Annotated in this window: 24 protein-coding genes and 1 riboswitch; of the genes, 14 read left to right on the top strand and 10 right to left on the bottom strand. The window is 38.6% G+C overall.

Going from position 1 to position 22,359, the window contains the following annotated elements; genetic code table 11:
- The first annotated feature begins 27 nt into the window (after positions 1–27).
- The 4 genes from menB to hmpA all read left to right on the top strand — a co-directional run bounded on the left by menB (position 28) and on the right by hmpA (position 5,222).
- Positions 28–846, top strand: coding sequence for a 1,4-dihydroxy-2-naphthoyl-CoA synthase (gene menB / locus M3182_RS19870; protein ID WP_251431984.1), 819 nt, complete (start codon positions 28–30; stop codon positions 844–846).
- Positions 847–919: 73 nt separating this feature from the next.
- A complete protein-coding gene (locus M3182_RS19865) occupies positions 920–2,404 on the top strand; it encodes an o-succinylbenzoate--CoA ligase (protein WP_251559757.1) in 1,485 nt (494 codons plus the stop codon).
- A 2-nt stretch (positions 2,405–2,406) separates the two neighbouring features.
- On the top strand, positions 2,407–3,516 hold the full coding sequence (menC, locus tag M3182_RS19860; protein ID WP_251431978.1) for an o-succinylbenzoate synthase: 1,110 nt from the start codon (positions 2,407–2,409) through the stop codon (positions 3,514–3,516).
- Between the two features lie 491 nt (positions 3,517–4,007).
- Positions 4,008–5,222: an NO-inducible flavohemoprotein gene (hmpA, locus tag M3182_RS19855; protein WP_251559755.1), complete on the top strand. Its 1,215-nt coding sequence runs from the start codon at positions 4,008–4,010 to the stop codon at positions 5,220–5,222.
- A gap of 444 nt (positions 5,223–5,666) precedes the next feature.
- Here hmpA and M3182_RS19850 read toward each other — a convergent pair whose 3' ends face one another.
- Entirely contained in the window at positions 5,667–5,834 is a 168-nt protein-coding gene (locus M3182_RS19850; RefSeq protein ID WP_251431975.1) for a DUF1540 domain-containing protein, read from the bottom strand.
- Positions 5,835–5,971: 137 nt separating this feature from the next.
- The gene (locus M3182_RS19845) at positions 5,972–6,943 is read right to left on the bottom strand and encodes a metal ABC transporter solute-binding protein, Zn/Mn family (RefSeq protein ID WP_251559753.1); all 972 of its coding nucleotides are present in this window, start codon (positions 6,941–6,943) and stop codon (positions 5,972–5,974) included.
- Between the two features lie 181 nt (positions 6,944–7,124).
- Here M3182_RS19845 and M3182_RS19840 point away from each other — a divergent pair, with 181 nt between their 5' ends.
- On the top strand, positions 7,125–7,691 hold the full coding sequence (locus M3182_RS19840; protein WP_251431969.1) for a beta-class carbonic anhydrase: 567 nt from the start codon (positions 7,125–7,127) through the stop codon (positions 7,689–7,691).
- On the opposite strand, the gene yidD is transcribed toward M3182_RS19840, so the two are convergent.
- Positions 7,666–7,926: a membrane protein insertion efficiency factor YidD gene (gene yidD / locus M3182_RS19835; protein ID WP_251431966.1), complete on the bottom strand. Its 261-nt coding sequence runs from the start codon at positions 7,924–7,926 to the stop codon at positions 7,666–7,668. The genes M3182_RS19840 and yidD overlap by 26 nt on opposite strands.
- Positions 7,927–8,062: 136 nt before the next feature.
- On the opposite strand from yidD, the gene M3182_RS19830 reads away from it, so the two are divergent.
- Complete coding sequence (locus M3182_RS19830; protein ID WP_251559751.1) at positions 8,063–8,536, top strand: S-ribosylhomocysteine lyase; 474 nt, start codon at positions 8,063–8,065, stop codon at positions 8,534–8,536.
- A gap of 88 nt (positions 8,537–8,624) precedes the next feature.
- On the opposite strand, the gene ytzI is transcribed toward M3182_RS19830, so the two are convergent.
- Positions 8,625–8,804 (bottom strand): YtzI protein, encoded by a 180-nt coding sequence (ytzI, locus tag M3182_RS19825; protein ID WP_251431960.1) that lies wholly within the window; start codon positions 8,802–8,804, stop codon positions 8,625–8,627.
- Positions 8,805–8,925: 121 nt separating this feature from the next.
- Here ytzI and M3182_RS19820 point away from each other — a divergent pair, with 121 nt between their 5' ends.
- A complete protein-coding gene (locus tag M3182_RS19820) occupies positions 8,926–9,366 on the top strand; it encodes a Dps family protein (protein ID WP_251559749.1) in 441 nt (146 codons plus the stop codon).
- Between the two features lie 243 nt (positions 9,367–9,609).
- Here the strand turns inward: M3182_RS19820 and M3182_RS19815 are convergent, their stop codons facing one another.
- Positions 9,610–9,867 carry a DUF6154 family protein gene (locus M3182_RS19815; protein WP_251431954.1) on the bottom strand — a complete coding sequence of 86 codons (258 nt, stop codon included), beginning with the start codon at positions 9,865–9,867 and terminating at the stop codon, positions 9,610–9,612.
- Positions 9,868–10,059: 192 nt separating this feature from the next.
- Here M3182_RS19815 and M3182_RS19810 point away from each other — a divergent pair, with 192 nt between their 5' ends.
- A complete protein-coding gene (locus M3182_RS19810; protein ID WP_251431951.1) occupies positions 10,060–10,377 on the top strand; it encodes a hydrolase in 318 nt (105 codons plus the stop codon).
- Between the two features lie 74 nt (positions 10,378–10,451).
- On the top strand, positions 10,452–10,925 hold the full coding sequence (ytkD, locus tag M3182_RS19805) for an RNA deprotection pyrophosphohydrolase (RefSeq protein ID WP_251559746.1): 474 nt from the start codon (positions 10,452–10,454) through the stop codon (positions 10,923–10,925).
- Between the two features lie 10 nt (positions 10,926–10,935).
- On the opposite strand, the gene M3182_RS19800 is transcribed toward ytkD, so the two are convergent.
- From M3182_RS19800 to M3182_RS19790, 3 genes are read right to left on the bottom strand one after another with little or no spacing between them, the layout of a single operon-like run.
- Complete coding sequence (locus M3182_RS19800) at positions 10,936–11,739, bottom strand: ABC transporter permease (RefSeq protein WP_251559744.1); 804 nt, start codon at positions 11,737–11,739, stop codon at positions 10,936–10,938.
- Complete coding sequence (locus M3182_RS19795; RefSeq protein ID WP_251431942.1) at positions 11,726–12,496, bottom strand: ABC transporter ATP-binding protein; 771 nt, start codon at positions 12,494–12,496, stop codon at positions 11,726–11,728. Before M3182_RS19795 ends, M3182_RS19800 begins: the two co-directional genes overlap by 14 nt.
- 17 nt (positions 12,497–12,513) lie before the next feature.
- Positions 12,514–13,509, bottom strand: a complete 996-nt coding sequence (locus tag M3182_RS19790) for an ABC transporter substrate-binding protein (protein WP_251559742.1) — start codon at positions 13,507–13,509, stop codon at positions 12,514–12,516.
- A gap of 111 nt (positions 13,510–13,620) precedes the next feature.
- Between M3182_RS19790 and M3182_RS19785 the strand changes: the two genes are divergently transcribed.
- Both M3182_RS19785 and M3182_RS19780 read left to right on the top strand, forming a co-directional pair.
- Positions 13,621–14,409: an alpha/beta hydrolase family protein gene (locus M3182_RS19785; protein ID WP_251559740.1), complete on the top strand. Its 789-nt coding sequence runs from the start codon at positions 13,621–13,623 to the stop codon at positions 14,407–14,409.
- A gap of 35 nt (positions 14,410–14,444) precedes the next feature.
- The gene (locus M3182_RS19780; RefSeq protein WP_251431934.1) at positions 14,445–14,687 is read left to right on the top strand and encodes a DUF2584 domain-containing protein; all 243 of its coding nucleotides are present in this window, start codon (positions 14,445–14,447) and stop codon (positions 14,685–14,687) included.
- Positions 14,688–15,003: 316 nt separating this feature from the next.
- Here the strand turns inward: M3182_RS19780 and pckA are convergent, their stop codons facing one another.
- Complete coding sequence (gene pckA, locus M3182_RS19775) at positions 15,004–16,590, bottom strand: phosphoenolpyruvate carboxykinase (ATP) (RefSeq protein WP_251431931.1); 1,587 nt, start codon at positions 16,588–16,590, stop codon at positions 15,004–15,006.
- 219 nt (positions 16,591–16,809) lie between these two features.
- Positions 16,810–16,936: riboswitch (SAM riboswitch) on the top strand.
- A 181-nt stretch (positions 16,937–17,117) separates the two neighbouring features.
- Here pckA and metK point away from each other — a divergent pair.
- Both metK and asnB read left to right on the top strand, forming a co-directional pair.
- Entirely contained in the window at positions 17,118–18,317 is a 1,200-nt protein-coding gene (metK, locus tag M3182_RS19770) for a methionine adenosyltransferase (RefSeq protein ID WP_251431928.1), read from the top strand.
- Between the two features lie 577 nt (positions 18,318–18,894).
- Entirely contained in the window at positions 18,895–20,793 is a 1,899-nt protein-coding gene (gene asnB / locus M3182_RS19765) for an asparagine synthase (glutamine-hydrolyzing) (protein WP_251559738.1), read from the top strand.
- 92 nt (positions 20,794–20,885) lie between these two features.
- Here the strand turns inward: asnB and M3182_RS19760 are convergent, their stop codons facing one another.
- A complete protein-coding gene (locus M3182_RS19760) occupies positions 20,886–21,410 on the bottom strand; it encodes a gamma carbonic anhydrase (RefSeq protein WP_251431921.1) in 525 nt (174 codons plus the stop codon).
- 136 nt (positions 21,411–21,546) lie between these two features.
- Here M3182_RS19760 and M3182_RS19755 point away from each other — a divergent pair, with 136 nt between their 5' ends.
- A complete protein-coding gene (locus tag M3182_RS19755; protein ID WP_251559736.1) occupies positions 21,547–22,353 on the top strand; it encodes an alpha/beta fold hydrolase in 807 nt (268 codons plus the stop codon).
- Positions 22,354–22,359 lie beyond the last annotated feature (6 nt).

Raw genomic sequence — 22,359 nt, 5'->3', positions numbered from 1 at the left:
AGAATACATAAGAAGGAGGATTTAGAGATGGCAGTTGAATGGGTTACAGAGCGAACGTATGATGAAATTAAGTATGAAACATACAATGGGATCGCTAAAATTACCATCAATCGTCCGGAAGTACGCAATGCTTTCACTCCTAGAACGGTTATGGAATTAATTGATGCATTTGCTTATGCACGAGATGACTCAAACGTAGGAGTAATCGTATTAACAGGTGAAGGCGATAAAGCATTCTGTTCCGGTGGTGACCAATCTGTACGTGGCCACGGTGGCTATGTAGGGGAAGACCAAATTCCGCGTTTGAATGTGCTAGACTTACAACGTTTAATCAGAGTTATTCCTAAGCCAGTTATTGCAATGGTAAGAGGATATGCAATCGGTGGTGGACACGTTCTACACGTTGTATGTGATTTAACAATTGCAGCTGATAATGCAATCTTTGGCCAAACGGGACCAAAGGTTGGAAGCTTTGATGCTGGTTATGGTTCTGGGTATTTAGCTCGTATTATTGGTCATAAAAAGGCACGTGAAATTTGGTACCTTTGCCGTCAATATAATGCCCAAGAAGCACTTGATATGGGGCTAGTTAATACTGTTGTTCCACTTGATCAAGTAGAAGAAGAAACAATTAAATGGTGTGAAGAGATCCTTGAGAAAAGTCCAACAGCGCTTCGCTTCTTGAAAGCGGCAATGAATGCAGATACTGACGGATTAGCAGGAATCCAACAATTTGCTGGCGATGCTACATTGCTTTATTACACAACCGAGGAAGCAAAAGAAGGTCGGGATGCTTTCAAAGAGAAACGTAAACCTGATTTTGGGCAATTCCCTCGTTTCCCTTGATTTAAATAAGAAAATCTCAAAGTAGCTTGATGGATTCCCCCATCAGGCTCTTTTCATATTGGAGTGATTTTTTGTGACACAAGTGATACCAAACTGGTTAAAAAAGCGTGCAGACTTAACTCCTGATAGAAAAGCGCTGATTTTTAATGGTGAAGAGTTAACCTTTCAGCAAGTTTTTGAACAAGCTGCGCGGATATCATCACAATTGAATGAGCTTGGTCTAAAAAAGGGTGGTTCTGTAGGGGTACTGCTTTCAAACCATAAAGAAACAGTCCTGATTCTGTATGCACTACAAATGACCGGCGTAAGGACGGTGATTTTAAATAATAAACTCACGTCTGCTGAATTACTTTGGCAAATTGAAGATTCTCAAGTAGAGAAGCTAATCTACGAGCAAAGTTTTGCTGAGAAGGTTACTGAGATTAGAAAGTCTTTTCAACATGTTGTAGAAAAAGAGGAACTGTTTCAGTTGCAAGGTATTAGGGGTGCTATTTTAGAAGAATTTGACTTAGAAGAAATCACCACCATTATGTATACCTCAGGAACAACAGGGCATCCAAAGGGAGTTATGCAATCGTATGGGAATCACTGGTGGAGTGCAACAGCCTCTGCTTTAAATCTAGGTTTAAGTGATAAGGATTGCTGGCTTTGTGCGGTTCCAGTTTTCCATATTAGTGGTTATTCCATTCTCATGCGGAGTTTGATTTATGGGATGGCTGTTGTGCTTCATTCCAATTTTAATGCTAAGCTTGCAATTGAAGATATTTGGAAGTATCAGGTTACCACAATGTCAGTAGTAAGTACGATGCTTTTAAAAATAAATGACCTTCTTATAGCAAACCAGCTACCAGATACTTTTCGAGGGATGCTACTTGGAGGTGGACCTGCCCCATTATCCTTGCTTGAAAAATGCAAAGAAAAAGGAATCCCTGTTTATCAATCATTTGGAATGACTGAAACGTCTTCTCAGTTTGCAACATTGGCCCCTGAATATAGTCTTAGTAAGCTTGGTTCTGCTGGTAAACCTCTACTGCCAAATCAAATAAAAATCATCAATGATATAGGAGAAACGCTGCCTAATGGGCAAGAGGGTGAAATTTTAGTCAAAGGACCAAATGTGACAAAAGGCTATTTAAATCGTGATAAAGAAACAAAAGAAAAATTGTCGAATGGGTGGTTTCATACAGGAGATATTGGATATCTAGATCAAGATGGTTTCCTCTATGTTCTTGACCGGCGCTCTGATTTAATTATTTCAGGTGGTGAAAATATCTATCCTGCTGAAATTGAAAGTGTTTTAATGGCTCATGAAACGGTAGCTGATGTAGGAGTAATTGGTATTGACAATCATAAATGGGGGCAAGTTCCGATCGCCTTTATTGTGAAAAAGTCAAACACACATCTATCAGAAAGTGATTTGGTTCAATTTTGTACGGACCAACTAGCAAGGTACAAGGTTCCGAAAAGGTTTCTATTCGTCGAGCAATTACCTCGTAATGCTTCCAAAAAATTATTAAGAAGAGAACTACGTGATTGGTATAAAAAGGGGTATGAATAGATATGGAAATAAAATCCGTCAAATTATCTGTGATAAAAATGCCCTTAAAAGCCCCTTTTACTACGCATTTGGGAACGGTAGTTGAACGGGAATCAATTATTGTTGAAGTCAACGGTATGGATGGGCATCAAGGTTATGGCGAAGGAGTTGCATTTTCTTCCCCTTGGTATACAGAAGAGACAGTTCAAACGTCTTACCATATGTTGAAGGACTTTCTCATCCCATATCTAAAGGAAAATCCAATTGCTCATCCGGCAGAGGTGACTGAAAAGTTCAGGGTTTTCCGCCGCAATCAAATGGCCAAAGCAGCCCTAGAGACAGCTCTTTGGGATTTGTATGCAAGGCAGGAAAACCGATCTCTATCTAATGTGTTGGGTGGAACTGTTGATAAAATCCCTTCTGGTGTAGTAGTTGCGACAAAATCTTTACAAGAGACAATTCAACAAATTGAAACCTATCTAGCTACAGGATACCGAAGAGTGAAAGTGAAAATTTCCCCTAAGAACGATATCCAACTAGTATCGGAACTTAGGAAAAGGTTTCCAGACTTAGAATTGATGGCGGATGCAAATTCAGCGTATACGCTGAAAGACATTGACCGATTGAAAGCCTTAGATGAGTATGGGTTACTAATGATTGAGCAGCCATTAGCCTATGACGATATCATTGAACATTCAGTTATTCAAAACCAAATAAAAACCCCTATTTGTCTTGACGAAAGTATCGTTACTTTTGAGGATGTATATAAAGCAATTGAACTGAAAAGCTGTCAAGTGATCAATATTAAGATAGGGAGAGTCGGTGGGCTGAAAACCGCCATTAAGATTCATGACTATTGTAAAGAAAAAGGGATACCGGTTTGGTGTGGTGGGATGATTGAATTTGGGATTTCGAGAGCTCATAATATCGCACTTGCCTCACTACCTGGTTTTACCATCCCTGGTGATATTTCAGGGTCTGACCGTTACTGGGAGGAAGACGTAATTGAGCCCGAAATTATTGTGGAAAATGGAATGATTGCCGTACCTACTTTGAATGGGATCGGCTTTAAAATAAATAAAAAACGAATGCAAGAAGTCACAGTCTTTGAAGAGTATTTTCCATTTAATTAATAGGGATTTTTAGTGTTGTTAACTTTTTATCCCGTTCTAAAAAGTTATTCTGTTAGTTTGCAGGTATTTATTGAAACTTTTTAACTATCTTTAGTCAAATACACCCTCTTACATAAAAGGCAGAGTATTTTTTACAATCACAAATACTTTTTTGGGGGATTTTTTCTCAAACTTTATTAAACATACGAAATGGGTACTAATTGCGTTAAAATGGGTTTTTGGATTTTAACAACAACCTTTCCGAAAACAGCCTTTTGTTCAGATTAATTTAAGTAACTTCCCAGTTTATTGAGCTAACATTGTTTCTTAAAGGTAAACACTGATACTAATTTAGAGTGACGAATTCATAAAGAAAATGGTGGTTATGGTCTGTTTTTTTAGAAAAAAATAACTAGAGTGTGATGTAGCTCACTTATTTAAATATAAATATTCCTTATAATTACTATGTAAATATTAGAAACATTACCGGAGAAAAAAGGGGAGTGGTTGAATTGAATCAAAGAACGATTGCAGTGATTAAATCTACCGTACCAGTTCTTGAACAACATGGGGAAAATATTACAACTGTGTTTTATCAGCAAATGTTTGAAGCGCATCCAGAGTTACTAAATATTTTTAACCATGCGAACCAAAAGCAAGGAAGACAGCAAAGAGCGTTAGCTTCCACTGTATACGCCGCAGCTCAATATATAGACAACTTAGAAGCAATTGTTCCTGTTGTTACGCAAATTGCTCATAAACATCGAAGCTTAGGAATTAAACCGGAACATTATCCAATTGTTGGAGAGCATTTACTAGGTGCAATTAAAACAGTACTAGGCGATGCAGCTACAGATGAAATCATTGATGCTTGGGCAGAAGCTTATGGTGTTATTGCGGATGTATTTATTAGTGTAGAAGCTGAGATGTATGAGGAGGCAAAAACTCAACATGGTGGTTGGGACGGATTTAAACCATTTATTGTTGACCGTAAAGTTAAAGAAAGTGACGTAATCACTTCTTTTTACTTAGTCCCAGAGGACAAAAATATTCTTCCTGGCTTTAAGCCCGGACAATACATCAGTGTCAAACTAGAAATTGAAGGGGAAAAATTTACACATATTCGTCAATATAGTTTATCTGATTCTGCAGGAAAACCTTATTATCGAATCAGTGTAAAACAGGAATCAGGTAATACAAATCCAGATGGTATTGTATCCAATTACCTTCACGAACAAATATCAGAAGGTGACAAAGTAAATGTTAGTGCACCTGCAGGTGACTTCTTTTTAAATACCGAAAAAGATGCTCCTCTTGTTTTGCTAAGTGGAGGAGTAGGATTAACACCGATGGTCAGCATGTTAAAAACAGTAGTTGCACTTCAACCAAATCGTCCAGTCACTTTTATTCATGCGGCAGCGAATGGTCAGGTACACGCATTACGTGATGAAGTACTTGAAACAGCATCTAAAGGGAATGTTAAAACTTTCTTCTTTTATGATTCGCCAACTAGTGAAGACAGAGAACGAGGACTTTTCGATTACGAAGGCTATGTAACAAAGGATTGGTTAAAGAATAATCTTCTTACATCAAGTGAGACGGATTATTATTTCTGTGGACCTGTTCCGTTTATGCAATCCATTAATGGATCGTTAAAAGACCTTGGGGTTCAAGAGGAGCATATCCATTTTGAATTCTTTGGCCCGATGGCTAAATTAGAAGCATAGTAAATATCAAAAGCCAGGCATTTTGCCTGGCTTTTGATTTGCGTTTGACTTTGGAAAAGTGTAGTTGCTAACTCTCGCTCAGGCCTAAAGACGACCCGAAATTCTAACTAAGTTGGAGAGCTCCAGGCCATACGCCGCTGAACAGGGCGCTTCCGCTTTTCTACTGTCCAGCTCCAGCGGCTAACTCCTCGGGGTCATAAGCCATCCCCCAATTGAAGGCAAAGAGCGCCTTCCATCGTGGGTTGTCTTATGCCTGTCGGAGTTGAACGAGCCGCTTCCGCTTTTCTTACTGTCCAGCTCCAGCGCCCTAGCGGCTAGTGTCCTTCCCTCTCCGCCCTACGATAAGTCAACATCGAATCGCCTCCGGCTCTTCGTGTTTCCTTTATCTCAGTTGGAGAGCTCCAGGCCATACGCCGCTGAACAGGGCGCTTCCGCTTTTCTGTTTTAGCTTAATGTTTCTTCTATTGGTTCAAAGGTTTTACAGTCTGTGGCCTTGGTGGATTCTGCTGTTTCTCCTGTGTGACTGACAACGTATATTCGATCAGCGCTGCAAAGGTTCCCTTGTGCCCAGTACTGACAATTATTTACCTCACATAAGACATCTTTAGCCATGTGTATCACTCCTTTTGATTTGGTTGATACACTTATATTTTTTGTCATTTGCCATGAGAAAAAACGTACCACAATCAGGTAAGAATTGATGAATTTACTGTAATTAGAAACTCAAAAAACTATGAAACAAACTAAGATCACTCGTTTAACGCTTTTTCTAGAGTCTGTAGATTCTTCTCCATTAGGCTAAAATAAGTCTCTTGATTATCGATGTCTTCTTTTGTTAGGACAGAAAGGTTATGCAAGGTGAGCGACTTGGCACCGATTTCTTGTTTTACCATTTCTGCAAGTTTAGACTGATAATTTTGTTCAAACAATACGTATTTCAAATTTGTACCTTTTGCTTCTGAAATAATCTTTTGTAGCTCTCTTTGTGACGGTTCACTCGTGGTGGACATGCCTGAAATGCTAATTTGTTTAATCCCGTATCGTTCCTCCCAATAACCATAAGCTGAATGAGAGACAAGGATTTCTTTTTGCTTTGCGTTTTCAACTAAGTTGGTGAATTTGTTATTCAAAGCAGATAGCTCGGAAATTAACTGCTGGTAATTTTCCTCTAGTTCATCTTTATATTCAGGTAATAGTTCTACGAGTTCAACTTTAATTGCCTCAGCAAGTTCTTTAGAGTAGATAGGGTCGATCCAAACATGCGGATCAACATTGCCATGATTGTGGTCTTCTTCTTCATGATCGTGTTCATCCACACCTTCTTCATCTGAATGGTTTTCTTCATCAACTTCTTCGAGATGGAGATGTTCCCCTGCACCGAGTAGGTGTACGTCTTCATTTTCTAAAGTCCCCTTGGCTTTCTCAACAAATCCTTCTAAACCAAGGCCGACGTAAATAAATAAATCTGCCTCAGCCAACTGAATCATATCTTTTTGCGATGGTTCATAAGTATGTTCATCGGCACCGGGAGGATAGATTGTCTTAGCTTCGATATGTTCGCCGCCAATCCTTTGGGCAAAGTACTCTAAAGGATAAACAGTTGTGTATACAGTTAACATATCCGACTGATTTGTTTGCGAAGGTGTTTCTTGTTCAGAACAACCCGAAAGTATAAGGCCAATTACAAGTCCGATCACTCCAACTAAGGAGAGTTTTTTCATAAAGGTTCCTCCAGTCAATCGTTTTTAGATTGATTTACATTTGTATATTGTAATACGTAATGATTACGATTTACTTTTTGTATCATACAGAATAATGACGCTAAAAGCAAGAGATTTTTCAATCCAGAAAAATTGCTGTATTCTTATAAAAAAGATATTTGAGAAAGTAGGTTGATTACACATGAGTTTACTCGGAAATATTCTAGATTATAACCGTAGCTTCGTTAGTGAAAAGAAATATAAGCAATACGAGACAACAAAATTTCCAAATAAAAAGATGGTTATTTTAACTTGTATGGATACGCGCTTATTAGAGTTATTACCGAATGCGTTAAATGTTAAAAATGGAGACGTGAAAATTGTAAAAAATGCTGGGGCACTGGTAATGCATCCGTTTGGAAGTATTATGAGGAGCCTTCTAGTCGCCGTGTATCAACTACAAGCGCAAGAAGTTTTAGTTATTGGTCACCATGATTGTGGAATGAGCGGTATGAAACCAGATGTAATTTTAGGAGAAATGAAAGCACGTGGAGTTACAGAAGAGATCCTAGAAACCCTCAATTATTCGGGAATCAATGTAAATGAATGGTTACATGGTTTTGAAAATGTAAATGAGAGTGTTGCACATAGTGTGGATGTAATTAAGAATCACCCATTAATGCCAAAAGATACTCCAGTTCACGGTCTCGTTATTGATCCTAAAACTGGTAAGCTTGATCTAGTTATTGACGGTTATTCGAAGAATTAAATTTTTTCTTCTTTGGCCATTCCTCGGGTACATAATCAAAACCACCAGGATGGAAGGGATGGCATTTAACAATTCGTTTTAGTGTTAGCCAGCCGCCTTTCATAGCGCCAAATTTGCTTACAGCTTCGAGCCCATACTGCGAACAAGTAGGGTAAAATCGGCAGCTAGGTGGTTTTAGAGGAGAAATCACGATTTGGTAAAAACGAATCATTTTAAGGAACAGTTTTTTAAACAAGGTTTCGTCACTCCTTTTATAATGTAGATACTTTATCATAATTTAATGGGATTTAGAAATAAGTTGCATTCTAGTGAAAATTACTAACATTTCGTGTATGATAGGAAAAGATAGATTAAAGGAGTGGAATACGAGAATGCCTTCAGTTGAAAGTTTTGAACTTGACCATAACGCTGTCAAAGCTCCGTATGTGAGACATTGTGGCGTCCATAAAGTAGGAAGTGACGGAGTCGTAAATAAATATGATATTCGTTTTTGTCAGCCAAATAAACAAGCAATGAAACCAGATACAATTCATACGTTGGAGCATTTGCTTGCATTTAACCTTCGTGAGCATGCTGAGAAATATGATCATTTTGATATTATTGATATTTCACCAATGGGATGTCAAACAGGCTATTATTTAGTGGTAAGTGGTACACCAACTGTTGATGAGATCATTGATTTATTAGAAGCTACAATGACAACAGCAGTTGAAGTAACTGAAATACCTGCAGCAACCGAAAAGCAGTGTGGCCAAGCCAAGCTTCATGATTTAGAGGGAGCCAAGCGACTCATGCGCTTCTGGTTAACGCAAAGTAAAGAAGAATTAAGACAAGTATTTGCTTAAAGTGCCTTAGTAAGCCAAAGCTTTAAAAAAGATGCCCATGCTATGGGCATCTTTTTTGTGCAGTAGGAAGAAATAACTCCGGTTTAATCTACTGCTTTGTAGATTCAGTATTCTTTGATTTTTCATCAGCGTCTCTAGACTCATGGTGGGAATCATCTTTGATTGGATCTACCGTATGTTTATAGGTATAGGCTTTTGAAGTAGTAAGAACGGCCAATAGTAGTACAACAATAACAATAATAATCGATATAATGAGTACGGTTAGCATAAAAACCCCTCCTTTGCTTCAAAATGATTGTAGCATGTTTTTTTTCATTCTACCTAGGGATATGGCGAAAAATGTTTAGCTTGTCCATAAGGGGGAATAACACTAATAGGAGGTTGATTATATGTCATCAGAATTAATCCAATCTGTGAATAAACAAGTCGCAACTTGGACCGTGTTCTATACGAAACTGCATAATTACCACTGGAATGTAAAGGGCCCTCACTTTTTTACTTTACATGAAAAATTTGAGGAATTATACAATGAAGCCGCAACAGTTATTGATGAATTTGCGGAAAGAATATTAGCGTTAGAAGGTAAACCTGGTGGGACCCTAAAAGAGTGTTTAGAGCTTTCGTTTATTGAGGAAGCAACCAATCAGGAAAATGAAGAGGAAATGGTACGATCCCTAGCAGGGGACTTAGCCAAATTTGTTGATGAGCTCCAGGCGAGTATGGAAGTGGCTGAAAAAGCTGGCGACGAAGGGACAGCTGATATGCTTCTTGGGGTAAAACAAAGTATGAAGAAACATTTATGGATGTTTAAGGCTTACCTTGGATCCTAATAATAGCGAAGTATTTCATTAATAAAAAGCGTATTATAAAGAAAAAAACCACAAATCAAAAGCATTTGTGGTTTTTTTTCATTTACGTTTAAATTAAGTTTGAAGACTTGTTCTTATAATTAAGCTATTTTTTCAGGTTACAGAGCTTATTCAGTCGTGATTTTTCTTCAAAAGCAACAAAGTTTTAGAAGAGAGCCTTCATTAAGAGGCCTGATATTAAGAATAGATATGTAGTTGGATGGTTTAGTGGATATCACGAGAGTGAAAAAAAGGTGAACGCCTTTGACCATATTCCTCTTGAGCAAATTTCCCCTTTAAACTTTCAATTAAGTAAACGCCGATTAGGTCATAGAGTTCTTGGGTGTCCATTTCTTTTATGATATGAAGTAAGTCCTCGCGGTTCATTTCTTCAAGGAAGGCAAATGCAAGCATATCAATATCTTCTTCGTCCCCTGTAAGCTTATCACGGTACAGCTCAAACAATTCATCAACTAATTTCATTTTCTCACCTCCAGTACAGTTAGATTCCTGTTTTTTCTATTGATTATATTTAGTAGATACCCTCCACTAGAATATTTATTCCTCATTGTTACTACAATTTAATTTTACCATGAATTGTGCTGTGACTATAGATTTATCTTCGTTTATTAAAACGTGAAGCTGGGGAAACTCATATCAAAGGAGTGAGTTTCAATGGAGGATCGTAAGAAGACCTATTATATTGATATTGGCAGTGGCGAAATAACACAAAGCGCTACAGACTCGACATGGAATTTTAAAATTGAAGCAAATGATGAAGAAATCACTCAACTCAGGGAAGAGTTCGATTATAACTATAATAAAGGTGTGGAGAATTTTTTAAGGGCACATGTTCCCTTTGAAGAGTATCACAATGACAAATCAAACCATGATCAAGATCGAAGTTTAACTCGACTTTATAAAATGATTCATCAGCTTGGCGATGACGAGGCAAAAAAGCATATTGAAAGTATGGGAATTCTGCCGGAATAAGCGGCGGTTTTCCTTTTTATTCTCCATTCATTGTATAATCATGAATAGTAGAATATGCATGAGTGAGGGATAAAATGGAACATTTTCTAGACTCAAATGGCTCAAAAGTTACTTTAGCTTTTGAAAAAATGGCTTTTGAGCGAGAACCAGAACACGTATTTATTATATGCAGATATGAAGGTAAGTGGGTATTAACCAATCATAAGATCCGTGGTTTCGAGTTCCCAGGAGGAAAGCGCGAAAAAGGAGAAACTCTAATTCAAGCGGCTATTCGTGAAGTATATGAAGAAACCGGTGGAGTGATTAATAAAGAACCAATTGTTATTGGAGAATATAAAGTTCAAAATGGAGAAACTGCTTTTATTAAGCGAATTTATTTTGCTGAAATCGATACTTTTCATACACAAGACCATTATTTTGAAACAAACGGTCCTGTCTTGAAAGATGGGAATCTCCTCAAAGAGAGAGTAAATCCCGAGTTTAGTTTTATTATGAAGGACGATGTTGTGAGATTGAGTCTTCAGAGAATTGAAACGGCCGGGTTTTAATGCCGGCCGTTTAATCATTCTTTATCAGTTTTCTTTCAAGCAATTCAACAAGTTGATACATAAGAGTGGCGAATATTGCGATGACTAGGAGCGAGAGGAAAACCAAGGTGAAATCAAATACCTGGAATCCATAAATAATCATATAGCCGAGACCACGTGCTGAAGTTAGAAATTCACCAACAATAACCCCTACCCATGCTAAACCAACATTTACTTTTAAGGTCGAAATAATGGTTGGAAAAGAAGCTGGGAGAATTGCTTGCTTAAAACACACGGAACGGGTAGCACCGAAAACGTATAAAACTTTTAAATAATTTGGGTCTACTTCTTTGAAAGAAGTATAAACAACAATGGTTGTAATAATTACCGAAACGAGAGTACCCATGGCTACAATACTAGTCATATTCGCGCCAATCGCGACAATTAGAATTGGACCTAAGGCGACTTTTGGCATTGCATTTAAAATAACTAAAAACGGATCAAGGATTTTAGATAAAAGCGGAGACCACCATAGCACTGCTGCTAAAAGGGTTCCAAGCAATGTTCCTGCTAAAAAACCCAAAATTGTTTCCGTGACCGTAATTCCAATGTTCGCAGCTAGTGAACCATCAACTGATTTCTGAATAAACAAATTCCAGACCTTTGAAGGAGAACTAAAGATTAAGGGATCTATCCAATGCAGTCTGCTGGCGAATTCCCAGAGAACAAAAAATGAAGTGAAAATCAGTACTTGAAAAAATCGTACTAATCGCTTTTCTCTTTTTAATCCTTTAAGATATTGGTGGTGCAAACCTTGTAAATCAGGATTCGTCAAGTGATTCCAACTCCTTCCATATCTTTTGGAATAATTCCGTATATTGAGGATGATTTCTAGCATGAAACGGGGTAAGCGATTTTAGTTCGTTTGGAATCACAAAGGTTTTATGAATTCTCCCTGGACTTGGAGAGAATAAGATGATTCGGTCACTCATCGCAATCGCTTCACCAATATCATGAGTAACCAGAATAGCCGTTTTGTTAAAATTTTTTAAAGTGGTTGAAACCAGATCTTCCAATTTAAGTTTTGTTTGAAAGTCTAAGGCTGAAAAAGGTTCATCGAGCATTAATAGCTTTGGTTCAGTAGCCAAAGTCCGCACGAGGGCAACTCTTTGACGCATCCCACCAGACAATTCTTTAGGAGATGAGTGAATAACATGAGCAAGCCCCATTTTTTCAAGTAGTTGGAGTGAATAATCTCGTGTTGTTGAAGTTAGAGAACCATTTATTTTTAACCCAAGCAAGATATTTTCTTCAATCGTCTTCCAAGGAAACAAATAATCTTGTTGAAGCATATAACCAATATCATTTTTCGAGGTTTTGACCGTTTTATTTTCGAGTTGGACGGTTCCGCTAGTAGGTTCAATTAAACCAGCGATAATGGATAGGAGAGTTGTTTTGCCGCAGCCGCTTGGGCCTAGAAAGGAAATAAACTCCCCTTCGTTTACATCTAACGTGATATCACTTAATGCGGTTGTCATACTTGATTTTGTAAAATAGGTATGGTGCACATTTTTTATTGTTAAGAAGTCCATTTGGCTGCGTCCTCCTTTTAGTTCATCACTTTTTCGGCAATGGTGGTGTTGACTAATTCTTCATGGGAAACTTCTTTCGGCAGTTCTCCTGCTTCTTCCATGATGACTTGTAGGTTGGTCCATTCTTCTTCATCCAGAATGGGGTCAGTAGCAAATGATCCTTGTGTTTTATAACGGTCTACAGCCATTTCAAGAATTTCAAGTTCGGTATCTTCGAAAAATGGTTGAATCGCTTCGGCAATTACAGCAGAGTCACTTTCTGATACCCATTGTTGCGCTTTATAGAGAGCGCGGGTGAATTTCTCAACAGTTTCACTATTTTCTTCCATATAGCTTTGCTTTGCCATGAAAGTTGTATATGGCACATGACCAGATTCAGTACCAAAAGAAGCGACGATATGTCCTCTGCCTTCTTTTTCAAAAATACTAGCTTGTGGTTCGAATAATTGGACATAGTCACCAGTTCCACTTGCAAAAGCACTTGAGATATTTGCAAAATCAATATTCTGAATAAGATTTAAATCGTTTTGAGGGTCAATACCGTGTTTTTTCAAAACAAACTCGCCTACCATTTGTGGCATTCCACCTTTACGTTGACCAAGGAATGTGGAATCTTTCAACTGTTCCCATTGGAAATCATCGACTTCATCCCGGGAAACAAGGAATGTTCCATCGGTTTGCGTTAACTGCCCAAAGTTAATAACAGGGTCACTCGCCCCACGGGCATAAACGTAAATGGAGGTTTCAGAACCAACTAGGCCAATGTCTGATCCATCTGAAATGAGTGAAGTCATGACCTTGTCACCACCCCAGACGGTTGTTAGTTCAATCTTCAGGCCCTCGTCTTCAAAAAATCCTTCAGTAAGAGCAGCATAAAGTGGGGCATAGAAAATTGACCGAGTTACTTCTGCTAAGCGAATGGTTTCCTTTTTCTCTTGTCCACATGCCGCTAAAGGTATAATGAGAACTATGGCAAGGAAAAACACTACATATGGTTTTATCCACTTTTTCACGATAGAGACCTCCTCAAAAATGGGCTAATTCTTTTTACGATATCGTATGAAGTTTATAAAAAATGTGTGAATGCCTATATGAAAAAAAGGAACATAAAGGAGTGGTGATCAATGAAAGATGGTACAATCATTTCGCAATTTGCCTATCCTTCCCCGAACCCAAATGTCAATCTGTTCCTAGTCACTTATTACTCTGGCGGATTGCGAGTTAAGGGTTTATTAGCGAAACCAAATAAAGGCGAGGTAGCGGATGGTTTTTTATATTTACGTGGAGGGATAAAAGGCGTAGGACAAGTAAGGCCTGCGAGAATTGCACAATTTGCCTCGGAGGGATTTATTGTATTTGCTCCTTTTTACCGCGGAAATCGAGGAGGGGAAGGCAATGAAGATTTTGCTGGGGATGACCGTCGTGATGCATTTTCGGGTTTTGAGTTATTAAAATCTTTTCCTGAAATCAAGAATGTCCATATTTTTGGATTTTCGCGTGGTGGTGTAATGGCATTATGGACAGCAATTGAATACCCGGAGGCGGCATCTGTTGTGACATGGGGTGGCGTAACCGATATGAGCCTAACTTATATTGAACGCAAAGACATGCGCAGAATGATGAAGCGAGTTATTGGTGGTACTCCGGGTAAATTCCCAAGGCGGTATCAGGCGAGGACTCCGTTATATCAATTAGAAAAGTTACATTCACCCGTCTTGATTATTCATGGGGAGCAGGATAGGAATGTATCCGTTGAACATTCCTATCGACTTGAAAGAAGATTAAGTACGTTAGAGAAGAGTGTAACAAGCTGGTACTTTCCTGATTACACACATTATTTTCCGCCTCAAATCAATCGTCAAGTCGTAAAAGATTTATCAGATTGGATGAAAACAAAATCAGAAAAATGGTAAAATAGATGTGACTACCTAAAAAGGAGTGCATTTCAATGGGGATGCCTTTAGAGCTAAATACAATGATTGTTACAAAGGGTCGCGAAGAAAGATTGGAAGAAAATTTGTTTCGATTAGAAAAGGATGGTTACAGACTTTATCCGATTGATGTTCCCCTTGAAGTAAAAAAGTATATCGAAGGGGACACAAGTGGCACTGGATTTATAAGAAAATTAGAGTGGTCTGAAAAGAAAACGGTTATTATTTATCAATTAGTATCACTTTATACGCCAAACTAATAAAACAAAGAGGCAGGGATTCCCTGCCTCTTTATTAAGGTTGAACTGCATTTTTTAAATATTTAGTAACCAATCCGCCCCATTGGTGCCCATTCTCGTTATTCATCACAGCACTAAGGCAATCAATTCATTCCTTTGCTGTCACCCCTATGATTTTCAACATCAAAAAGGTCACCAACAAACATTGGTGACCTTTTCTCGTTTTTGCTTCACATAGAGTCCCAACTCGCTTATTGTTATCTCCTAGGGTTAATCATCAACTCCTTGGTACTAATAAATGATGTTAGTTACCCTAAATGTTGCATTTTTTAACCTCTTAAACAAGAGGACCGCCTTTTAGTTGGATATCAGTGGATATAGTGCTAAACTTTTTGAAGTTGTCTTTGAACTTTTCAGCAAGCTCATTTGCTTTTTGAAGATAAGCAGCTTCATCTCTCCATGTTTTGATTGGTTGCAATACCTCGTCAGGTACTCCAGGAACATGAAGTGGAATCTCTAAACCAAAGATTTCATCCTTAACCGTTTCGACGTTGCTGATTTCACCTTCTAGAGCAGCCTGAACCATTGCTCGTGTGTAAGCTAAGTTCATTCGCTTACCAACCCCGTATTCGCCACCAGTCCAACCTGTGTTCACGAGGTATACTCTTGCCCCATACTCATCAATTTTTTCTCCTAGCATTTCTGCATAGGTTTGGGCAGGTAACGGTAAGAATGGTGATCCGAAACAAGTCGAAAACGTTGCTTCTGGAGAGGTTACGCCCCGTTCAGTACCAGCAAGCTTAGAAGTATAGCCACTTAAGAAATGATACATGGCCTGTTCTTTTGTTAATTTCGCGATTGGTGGAAGTACTCCGAATGCATCTGCTGTCAAAAAGACAATCGTGTTCGGATGACCCGCAATACTTGGATCAACGATATTGTCAATCGCTTGGATTGAATATGCTGCTCGAGTATTTTCGGTTAACGTACCATCATCATAATCAGGCAGTCTACTTTCTTTATGAAGTACTACATTTTCAAGAACAGAACCAAAACGAATGGCACTAAAAATTTGTGGTTCTTTTTCTTTTGATAAATTAATACATTTTGCATAGCAACCGCCTTCAATATTGAACACACCATTTGAAGACCACCCATGTTCATCATCCCCGATTAAACGTCGGTTAGGATCAGCAGACAAAGTTGTTTTCCCTGTACCGGATAAACCAAAGAATAATGCAACATCCCCTTCAAGGCCTACATTTGCCGAACAATGCATTGGAAGAATGCCATTCTCAGGAAGTAAGTAGTTCATGACAGAGAAAATGGATTTCTTCATTTCGCCAGCATATTCAGTACCACCGATTAAGACTACGCGCTGTTCGAAAGAAACGATGATAAAAGTTTCTGATTTTGTCCCATCAACTTTAGGGTCCGCTTTGAAACCAGGAGCAGAAATCACCGTAAACTCAGCTTCATGCTCTAAGAGTTCTTCCTCTGAAGGGCGAATAAATAATTGATGAACAAATAAATTATGCCAAGCATATTCGTTGATCACTTGAATTGGAAGACGATGTTTTTTATCCGCTCCTGCAAATCCCTTAAATACATATACTTCTTCTTTTTCTTTTAAATATTGTAACACTTTCGTATAAAGGTTCGAAAAGACTTCCTCTTCAATCGGTTGGTTAACGGGACCCCAGTCAATTTTATCAGCAACAGTGGAGTCCTTTACAATGAACTTATCCTTTGGAGACCTCCCTGTATAAGTGCCAGTTGTAGCACAGATTGCGCCCGTAGCAGTAAGCTGCCCTTCATTTCTAGCAAGTACTTTTTCTACTAATTGTGGTACCGATAATTGAACTTCAATATTATTTCCCTTTAGCAATTGCGACACTTCACTTTTAATACTAACCTTGTTCATCAAATGAATACCTTCCTTTTTCTAGGTTTTAAATGGCTTTGAAAGCATACGCATCTGTAAAAATAGTATAACACATTTATTCTAATAGTCTATTCTAATTATTTAAAAAATTAACATTTAAAACGAGGAATGGGCTCGAACAAAAATGAAATTATTTTCAAACCATATTCATTGACAAGTATTTTTTCATTGCGTATGATTGAATTTTGAACGGATACTCTCTTATCCCGAGCTGGTGGAGGGACAGGCCCAGTGAAACCCAGCAACCTGTTAGGAAGAAGTGTGAAAATCTTCATTAACAAAGGTGCTAACCTGACGCAAGGAATTTTTCCTTGATCGATAAGAGCGAAAGGCGCTGATTTAGCAGATAACCTTTCCTCAATAGGAAAGGTTTTTTATTTTTGCGTATTTTTTCTCATAAAAGCCCAGAGTTTATTTCATACTACATAGGGAATGAGTACCGTATCAGTCCGAGAGCTCTGAGACTCTTGAGCTCGCGTTATCTTATAAAATTAGGAGGAAATCAGATGTCAACGAGACGCCGTTTGTTTACTTCTGAATCAGTAACGGAAGGACATCCTGATAAAATTTGTGACCAGATTTCAGATGCGATTCTGGATGCAATTTTAGCTAAGGATGCGAATGCCCGCGTAGCAGCGGAAACCTCTGTTACAACCGGTCTAGTATTGGTCGCAGGAGAAATTACTACTTCTACTTATGTGGATATCCCCAAAATTGTTCGTGAAACAGTGAAAGGAATTGGATATACCCGTGCAAAATACGGATTTGACTCTGAAACGTGTGCTGTACTCACTTCAATTGACGAGCAATCCGCTGATATTGCTATGGGGGTTGACCAAGCACTTGAAGCTCGTGAAGGTCAAATGACCGATGAAGAAATTGAAGCGATTGGAGCAGGTGACCAAGGGCTCATGTTCGGTTTTGCTTGTAATGAAACAAAAGAGCTTATGCCTTTACCGATTTCTTTAGCACATAAGCTTTCTCGTCGGTTAACAAAAGTGCGTAAGGATGACATTCTTCCTTATCTACGCCCGGATGGCAAAACTCAGGTTACTGTTGAGTATGATGAAAACGACAAGCCTGTGCGAATTGACACGATTGTTATTTCTACTCAACATCACCCGGAAGTAACGCTTGAGCAAATTCAGCGCAACATTAAAGAACATGTCATTAATCCAGTCGTTCCAACTGAATTAATTGATGAAAATACAAAGTACTTTATTAACCCAACAGGACGCTTTGTTATTGGCGGACCTCAAGGGGATGCTGGTTTAACTGGTCGTAAGATTATCGTAGATACTTATGGTGGTTATGCACGTCATGGTGGAGGTGCATTCTCTGGGAAAGATCCAACTAAAGTAGACCGATCTGCTGCGTATGCTGCTCGTTATGTGGCGAAAAATCTCGTGGCAGCAGGGTTAGCGGAAAAAGTAGAAGTTCAACTTGCATATGCTATCGGAGTGGCCAAGCCTGTATCGATTTCGGTTGATACGTTTGGAACGGGTAAAGTTAGTGAAGAGGTTCTTGTTGAACTTGTTGATAAAAACTTTGATCTTCGTCCAGCCGGTATCATCAAGATGCTTGATTTAAGAAAACCTATTTACAAGAAAACAGCTGCCTACGGACATTTTGGTCGTACAGATATCGATTTACCATGGGAGCGAACAGACAAAGTAGAGGCACTTCGTCAACAAGCGCAACTATAATGAAGATACTTGGCAGGAGTTACATAATCGTGTAACTCCTGTTTGTTTTTGGCTCTTTTCTAAAAGGAAATATAGAATGATTTAGCTATGAATCCATTCTAAGTTGTTTCAAGATGTGAAAAGAGCTTACAAACTAAATAGTAACGCAGAGAAGGCTTATTTCGCGTTAAAATCGGCTTTAGGATTTTAACAACAAACTTTACGAAAACAGACTTGTTTTTATATAAAATCTAATTAGGGTATGTAAGTTTAAAGCCATACGCCGCTGCCCAAGGCGCTTTCGCTTTTCTGATTGTCTAGCTCCAGCGGCTAGCCCCTCGAGTCGCTTAGGACCGGCAGTTGAAGTCAAAAAGTCACTTCAGCTGCCGGTCCTCCAGCGCTTGTCAGGGCTGAACGAGCCGCTTTCGCTTTTCAGTTTTACATTTGTTAAAAATGTAAACCATATTTAAATAAACTATTTTTTTTGCCAATCATGCAAAATCTGAGAAATGTGGTAGTATAGAAAATATGTTTTAAAGTCTATCTCAGCTTTCGAGAATAGGTACTATTAATAGAAATGGAGAAGGTGACGTACATAATGTGTGGTTTTATCGGTTGTGTACATGAAAATGCACAAAATTACAGCACTGAAGATAAACAGCTGTTTCAAAATATGAATACCCTAATTACTCATAGGGGACCAGATGATGAAGGTTATTATTTTGATGATCATATTCAATTCGGCTTCCGTCGCTTAAGTATTATTGATATTGAATGTGGTTCACAGCCATTAACTTATGAGAATGAGCGCTATTGGATTATTTTTAACGGAGAAATTTATAACTATGTTGAATTAAGAGAAGAGCTAATCAACGAAGGGCTTGAGTTTGCAACACATTCTGATACCGAAGTGATTATTGCTCTTTACAGCCATCTAAAAGAAAAAGCGGTTGAAAAGCTTAGAGGAATGTTCGCGTTTGTTATTTGGGATAAACAAGAACAGAAATTATACGGAGCAAGAGACCCGTTTGGTATTAAACCATTTTTCTATTTTGATGATGGTGAAAAAACGTTTTTAGCTTCTGAAAAGAAGAGCATTCTTCTTGCGCTAGAAAATGACGTCCTTGATTATGAATCATTGCAACACTACCTTACGTATCAGTTTGTTCCTGAGCCAAATACCATGTCTAAAGGGATCCAAAAACTAGAACCAGGTCATTATTTCACTAAAAAAATTGGTCAGCCGATGAAAACGAATCGGTATTGGAAAGCATCTTTCCAACCCGTTCATAAATCTGAGGATGAATACACTAAAGAAATTAGAGACGTATTATTTGATTCAGTAAAAATGCATATGCGCAGTGATGTACCTGTAGGTTCATTCCTATCTGGAGGAATTGATTCTTCAATTATCGCTTCAATTGCAAAAGAATATCACCCATCCATCAAGACATTTTCTGTTGGATTTGAACAAAATGGTTTTAGCGAAATTGATGTAGCCAAAGAAACGGCTGACAAACTAGGGTTGGAGAACATTAGCTATGTGATTACTCCAGAGGAGTATATGGCGGAAATGCCAAAAATCATTTGGCATTTAGACGATCCGCTTGCAGACCCAGCCTGTGTTCCGCTTTATTTTGTCGCGCGCGAAGCTCGAAAGCATGTAACTGTTGTTCTCTCAGGAGAAGGTGCAGATGAACTATTCGGCGGATATAATATCTATCGCGAACCGCATGATTTAGCTGTTTTTAATAAAATACCATCGATCATTAAATCGTTCTTAAAAGTACTCGCTAAGATGATGCCAGAAGGTATGAAAGGCAAAAGCTTTATTGAACGTGGGGTCACACCAATGGAAGACCGCTATATTGGTAATGCGAAAATCTTCCGTGAAGATGAAAAGAGCAAGTTAATGACTGCCTATCAATCTGGGCTGCATTATACGGATGTGACCAAGCCTCTTTATGCAGAAAGCAGAGGCTATGACCCTGTCGACCAAATGCAGTATGTAGATATTCATACTTGGATGCGCGGTGACATTCTTCTTAAAGCCGATAAAATGACGATGGCTCACTCATTAGAATTGCGGGTTCCATTCTTAGATAAAGTGGTTTTTGAAACCGCGTCTAAGATTCCGACAAGCTTAAAAACAGCTAATGGTACAACAAAATATATCTTACGTAAAGCCGCTGAAGGAGTCGTTCCAGACCATGTTCTTAACCGTAAGAAACTTGGTTTCCCAGTACCAATCCGTCATTGGCTAAAAGATGAAATGAATGAATGGGCAAAGACAATTATCAGAGAAAGCAATACAGAGCACCTGATTAATAAAAATTATGTATTGCAATTATTAGAGGATCATTGCCAAAACAAAGCAGATAACAGCCGGAAAATTTGGACGGTTCTCATGTTTATGCTTTGGCATGATGTTTATGTTGAGAAGAAATACTCTTTCGATAAAGAGCTTTTACAACAGAGTTCTTTGCAAACGAATTAATCAACCAAAAAAAGCACAAGGAATAATTTGAAAAATTGTTCCTTGTGCTTTTTGTTATAGTCAAGAATGATGTACTAAACATTCACCGAGGTTTATTTCGGTCCATTGTTTTGCAGAGATTTATAATACTGACCTTTTTCTACGTATTCTCTAGTGATGCGCTGCATATCCTTAATATCTTCTTCATTTAATTCGCGAATGACTTTTGCTGGCCTTCCGAATGCAAGTGTATTAGGTGGGATTTTCTTTCCTTGAGGTACAAGACTTCCAGCACCAATAAACGCCCCCTCGCCAATTTCTGCTTGATCAAGAATGACCGAACCCATGCCAATTAAGGCATTTTTTCGAATTACGCAACTATGTAAAACGACTTGATGACCAACGGTGACTTCATCTTCAATGATTAAAGGGTTACCCGGACTTTGATGTAATACAGAATTATCTTGGATGCTCACTTTTTTCCCGATGACGGTTGGAGCAACATCACCACGAATTGAGGTATTGAACCAAATGTTTGAGTCTTCGCCAACTTCCACATCTCCTGTAATTGTTACATAATCAGCAATAAAAGCAGAAGTTGCAATTTTCGGTGTTTTCCCGTTAAATGGGTAAATCATTTTACACTCTCCTCAAAAATAATATTATTATAATAGGTAAGGCGGTTATCGAACCCTTAAACTGGTTGAATTTCCCCTTTTCTGTTTATTATATATGATAGCGCCGAAGGATGGGACAAAATAGGAGGGACAACTCATGTGGAAGTGGGAAGCCGAAGGAGATGCAAAGGCAGTAATTATCATGATACACGGAGCAATGGAACACCATGGCCGCTATGGCTGGGTAATCGAACAATGGAGGTCTGCTGGGTTCCATGTGATTATGGGTGATTTACCTGGACAGGGAATGACCTCGCGTGTAAATCGTGGTCATATAGAGTCCTTTGATGAATATCTTCTAGAAGTACAAACGTGGCTTCAGGCAGCTTATGAACAGGATCTTCCAGTGTTTCTATTGGGGCACGATCTTGGCGGGTTAATCGCCATTAGGCTGATTCAGGAAAATAAATTAAATATTGCTGGGGTTATTTTATCTTCCCCAACATTAGGCTTCGTTTATCAACCATCAAAATCTTTCCGGTTGGCGATGCGAGGAATCAATGTCGCAATGCCTACATATAAAATAAATCCTGAACTTACCGGTACGAAAGCGACGAGAAATCAAGATGTTTTAGAAGCAGACGGAGGCGATAGTTTGACGGTCAAGACGGTTTCTGTAAGATGGTACATTGAAACCATCGAAGCCATTGAACAAGCCTTTGAAAAAATTGACTCGATTCAAGATGTTCCAATGCTTCTCATGCAAAGTGGTGATGAGCAGATTACTGACAAGAAAGCCGTAAAGGATTGGTTCAATCACGTGGCATTGTCGGAGAAACGCTATAAAGAATGGCCAAAGCTGTATCATGAAATTTTTAATGAACCAGAGCGGAAAGATGTATTCCAATATGCGCTTGATTTTGTGCTTGGACAGTTAAAGGCAATTGGTTATGTATATGAATAGGAGGAA

Source organism: Mesobacillus maritimus (genome assembly GCF_023715205.1).
In the GTDB taxonomy this organism is placed as follows: Bacteria; Bacillota; Bacilli; order Bacillales; family Cytobacillaceae; genus Mesobacillus_B; species Mesobacillus_B maritimus_C.
Note: the sequence above shows the minus strand (reverse complement) of the source record. Positions and strands in the feature narration are given on the sequence as shown.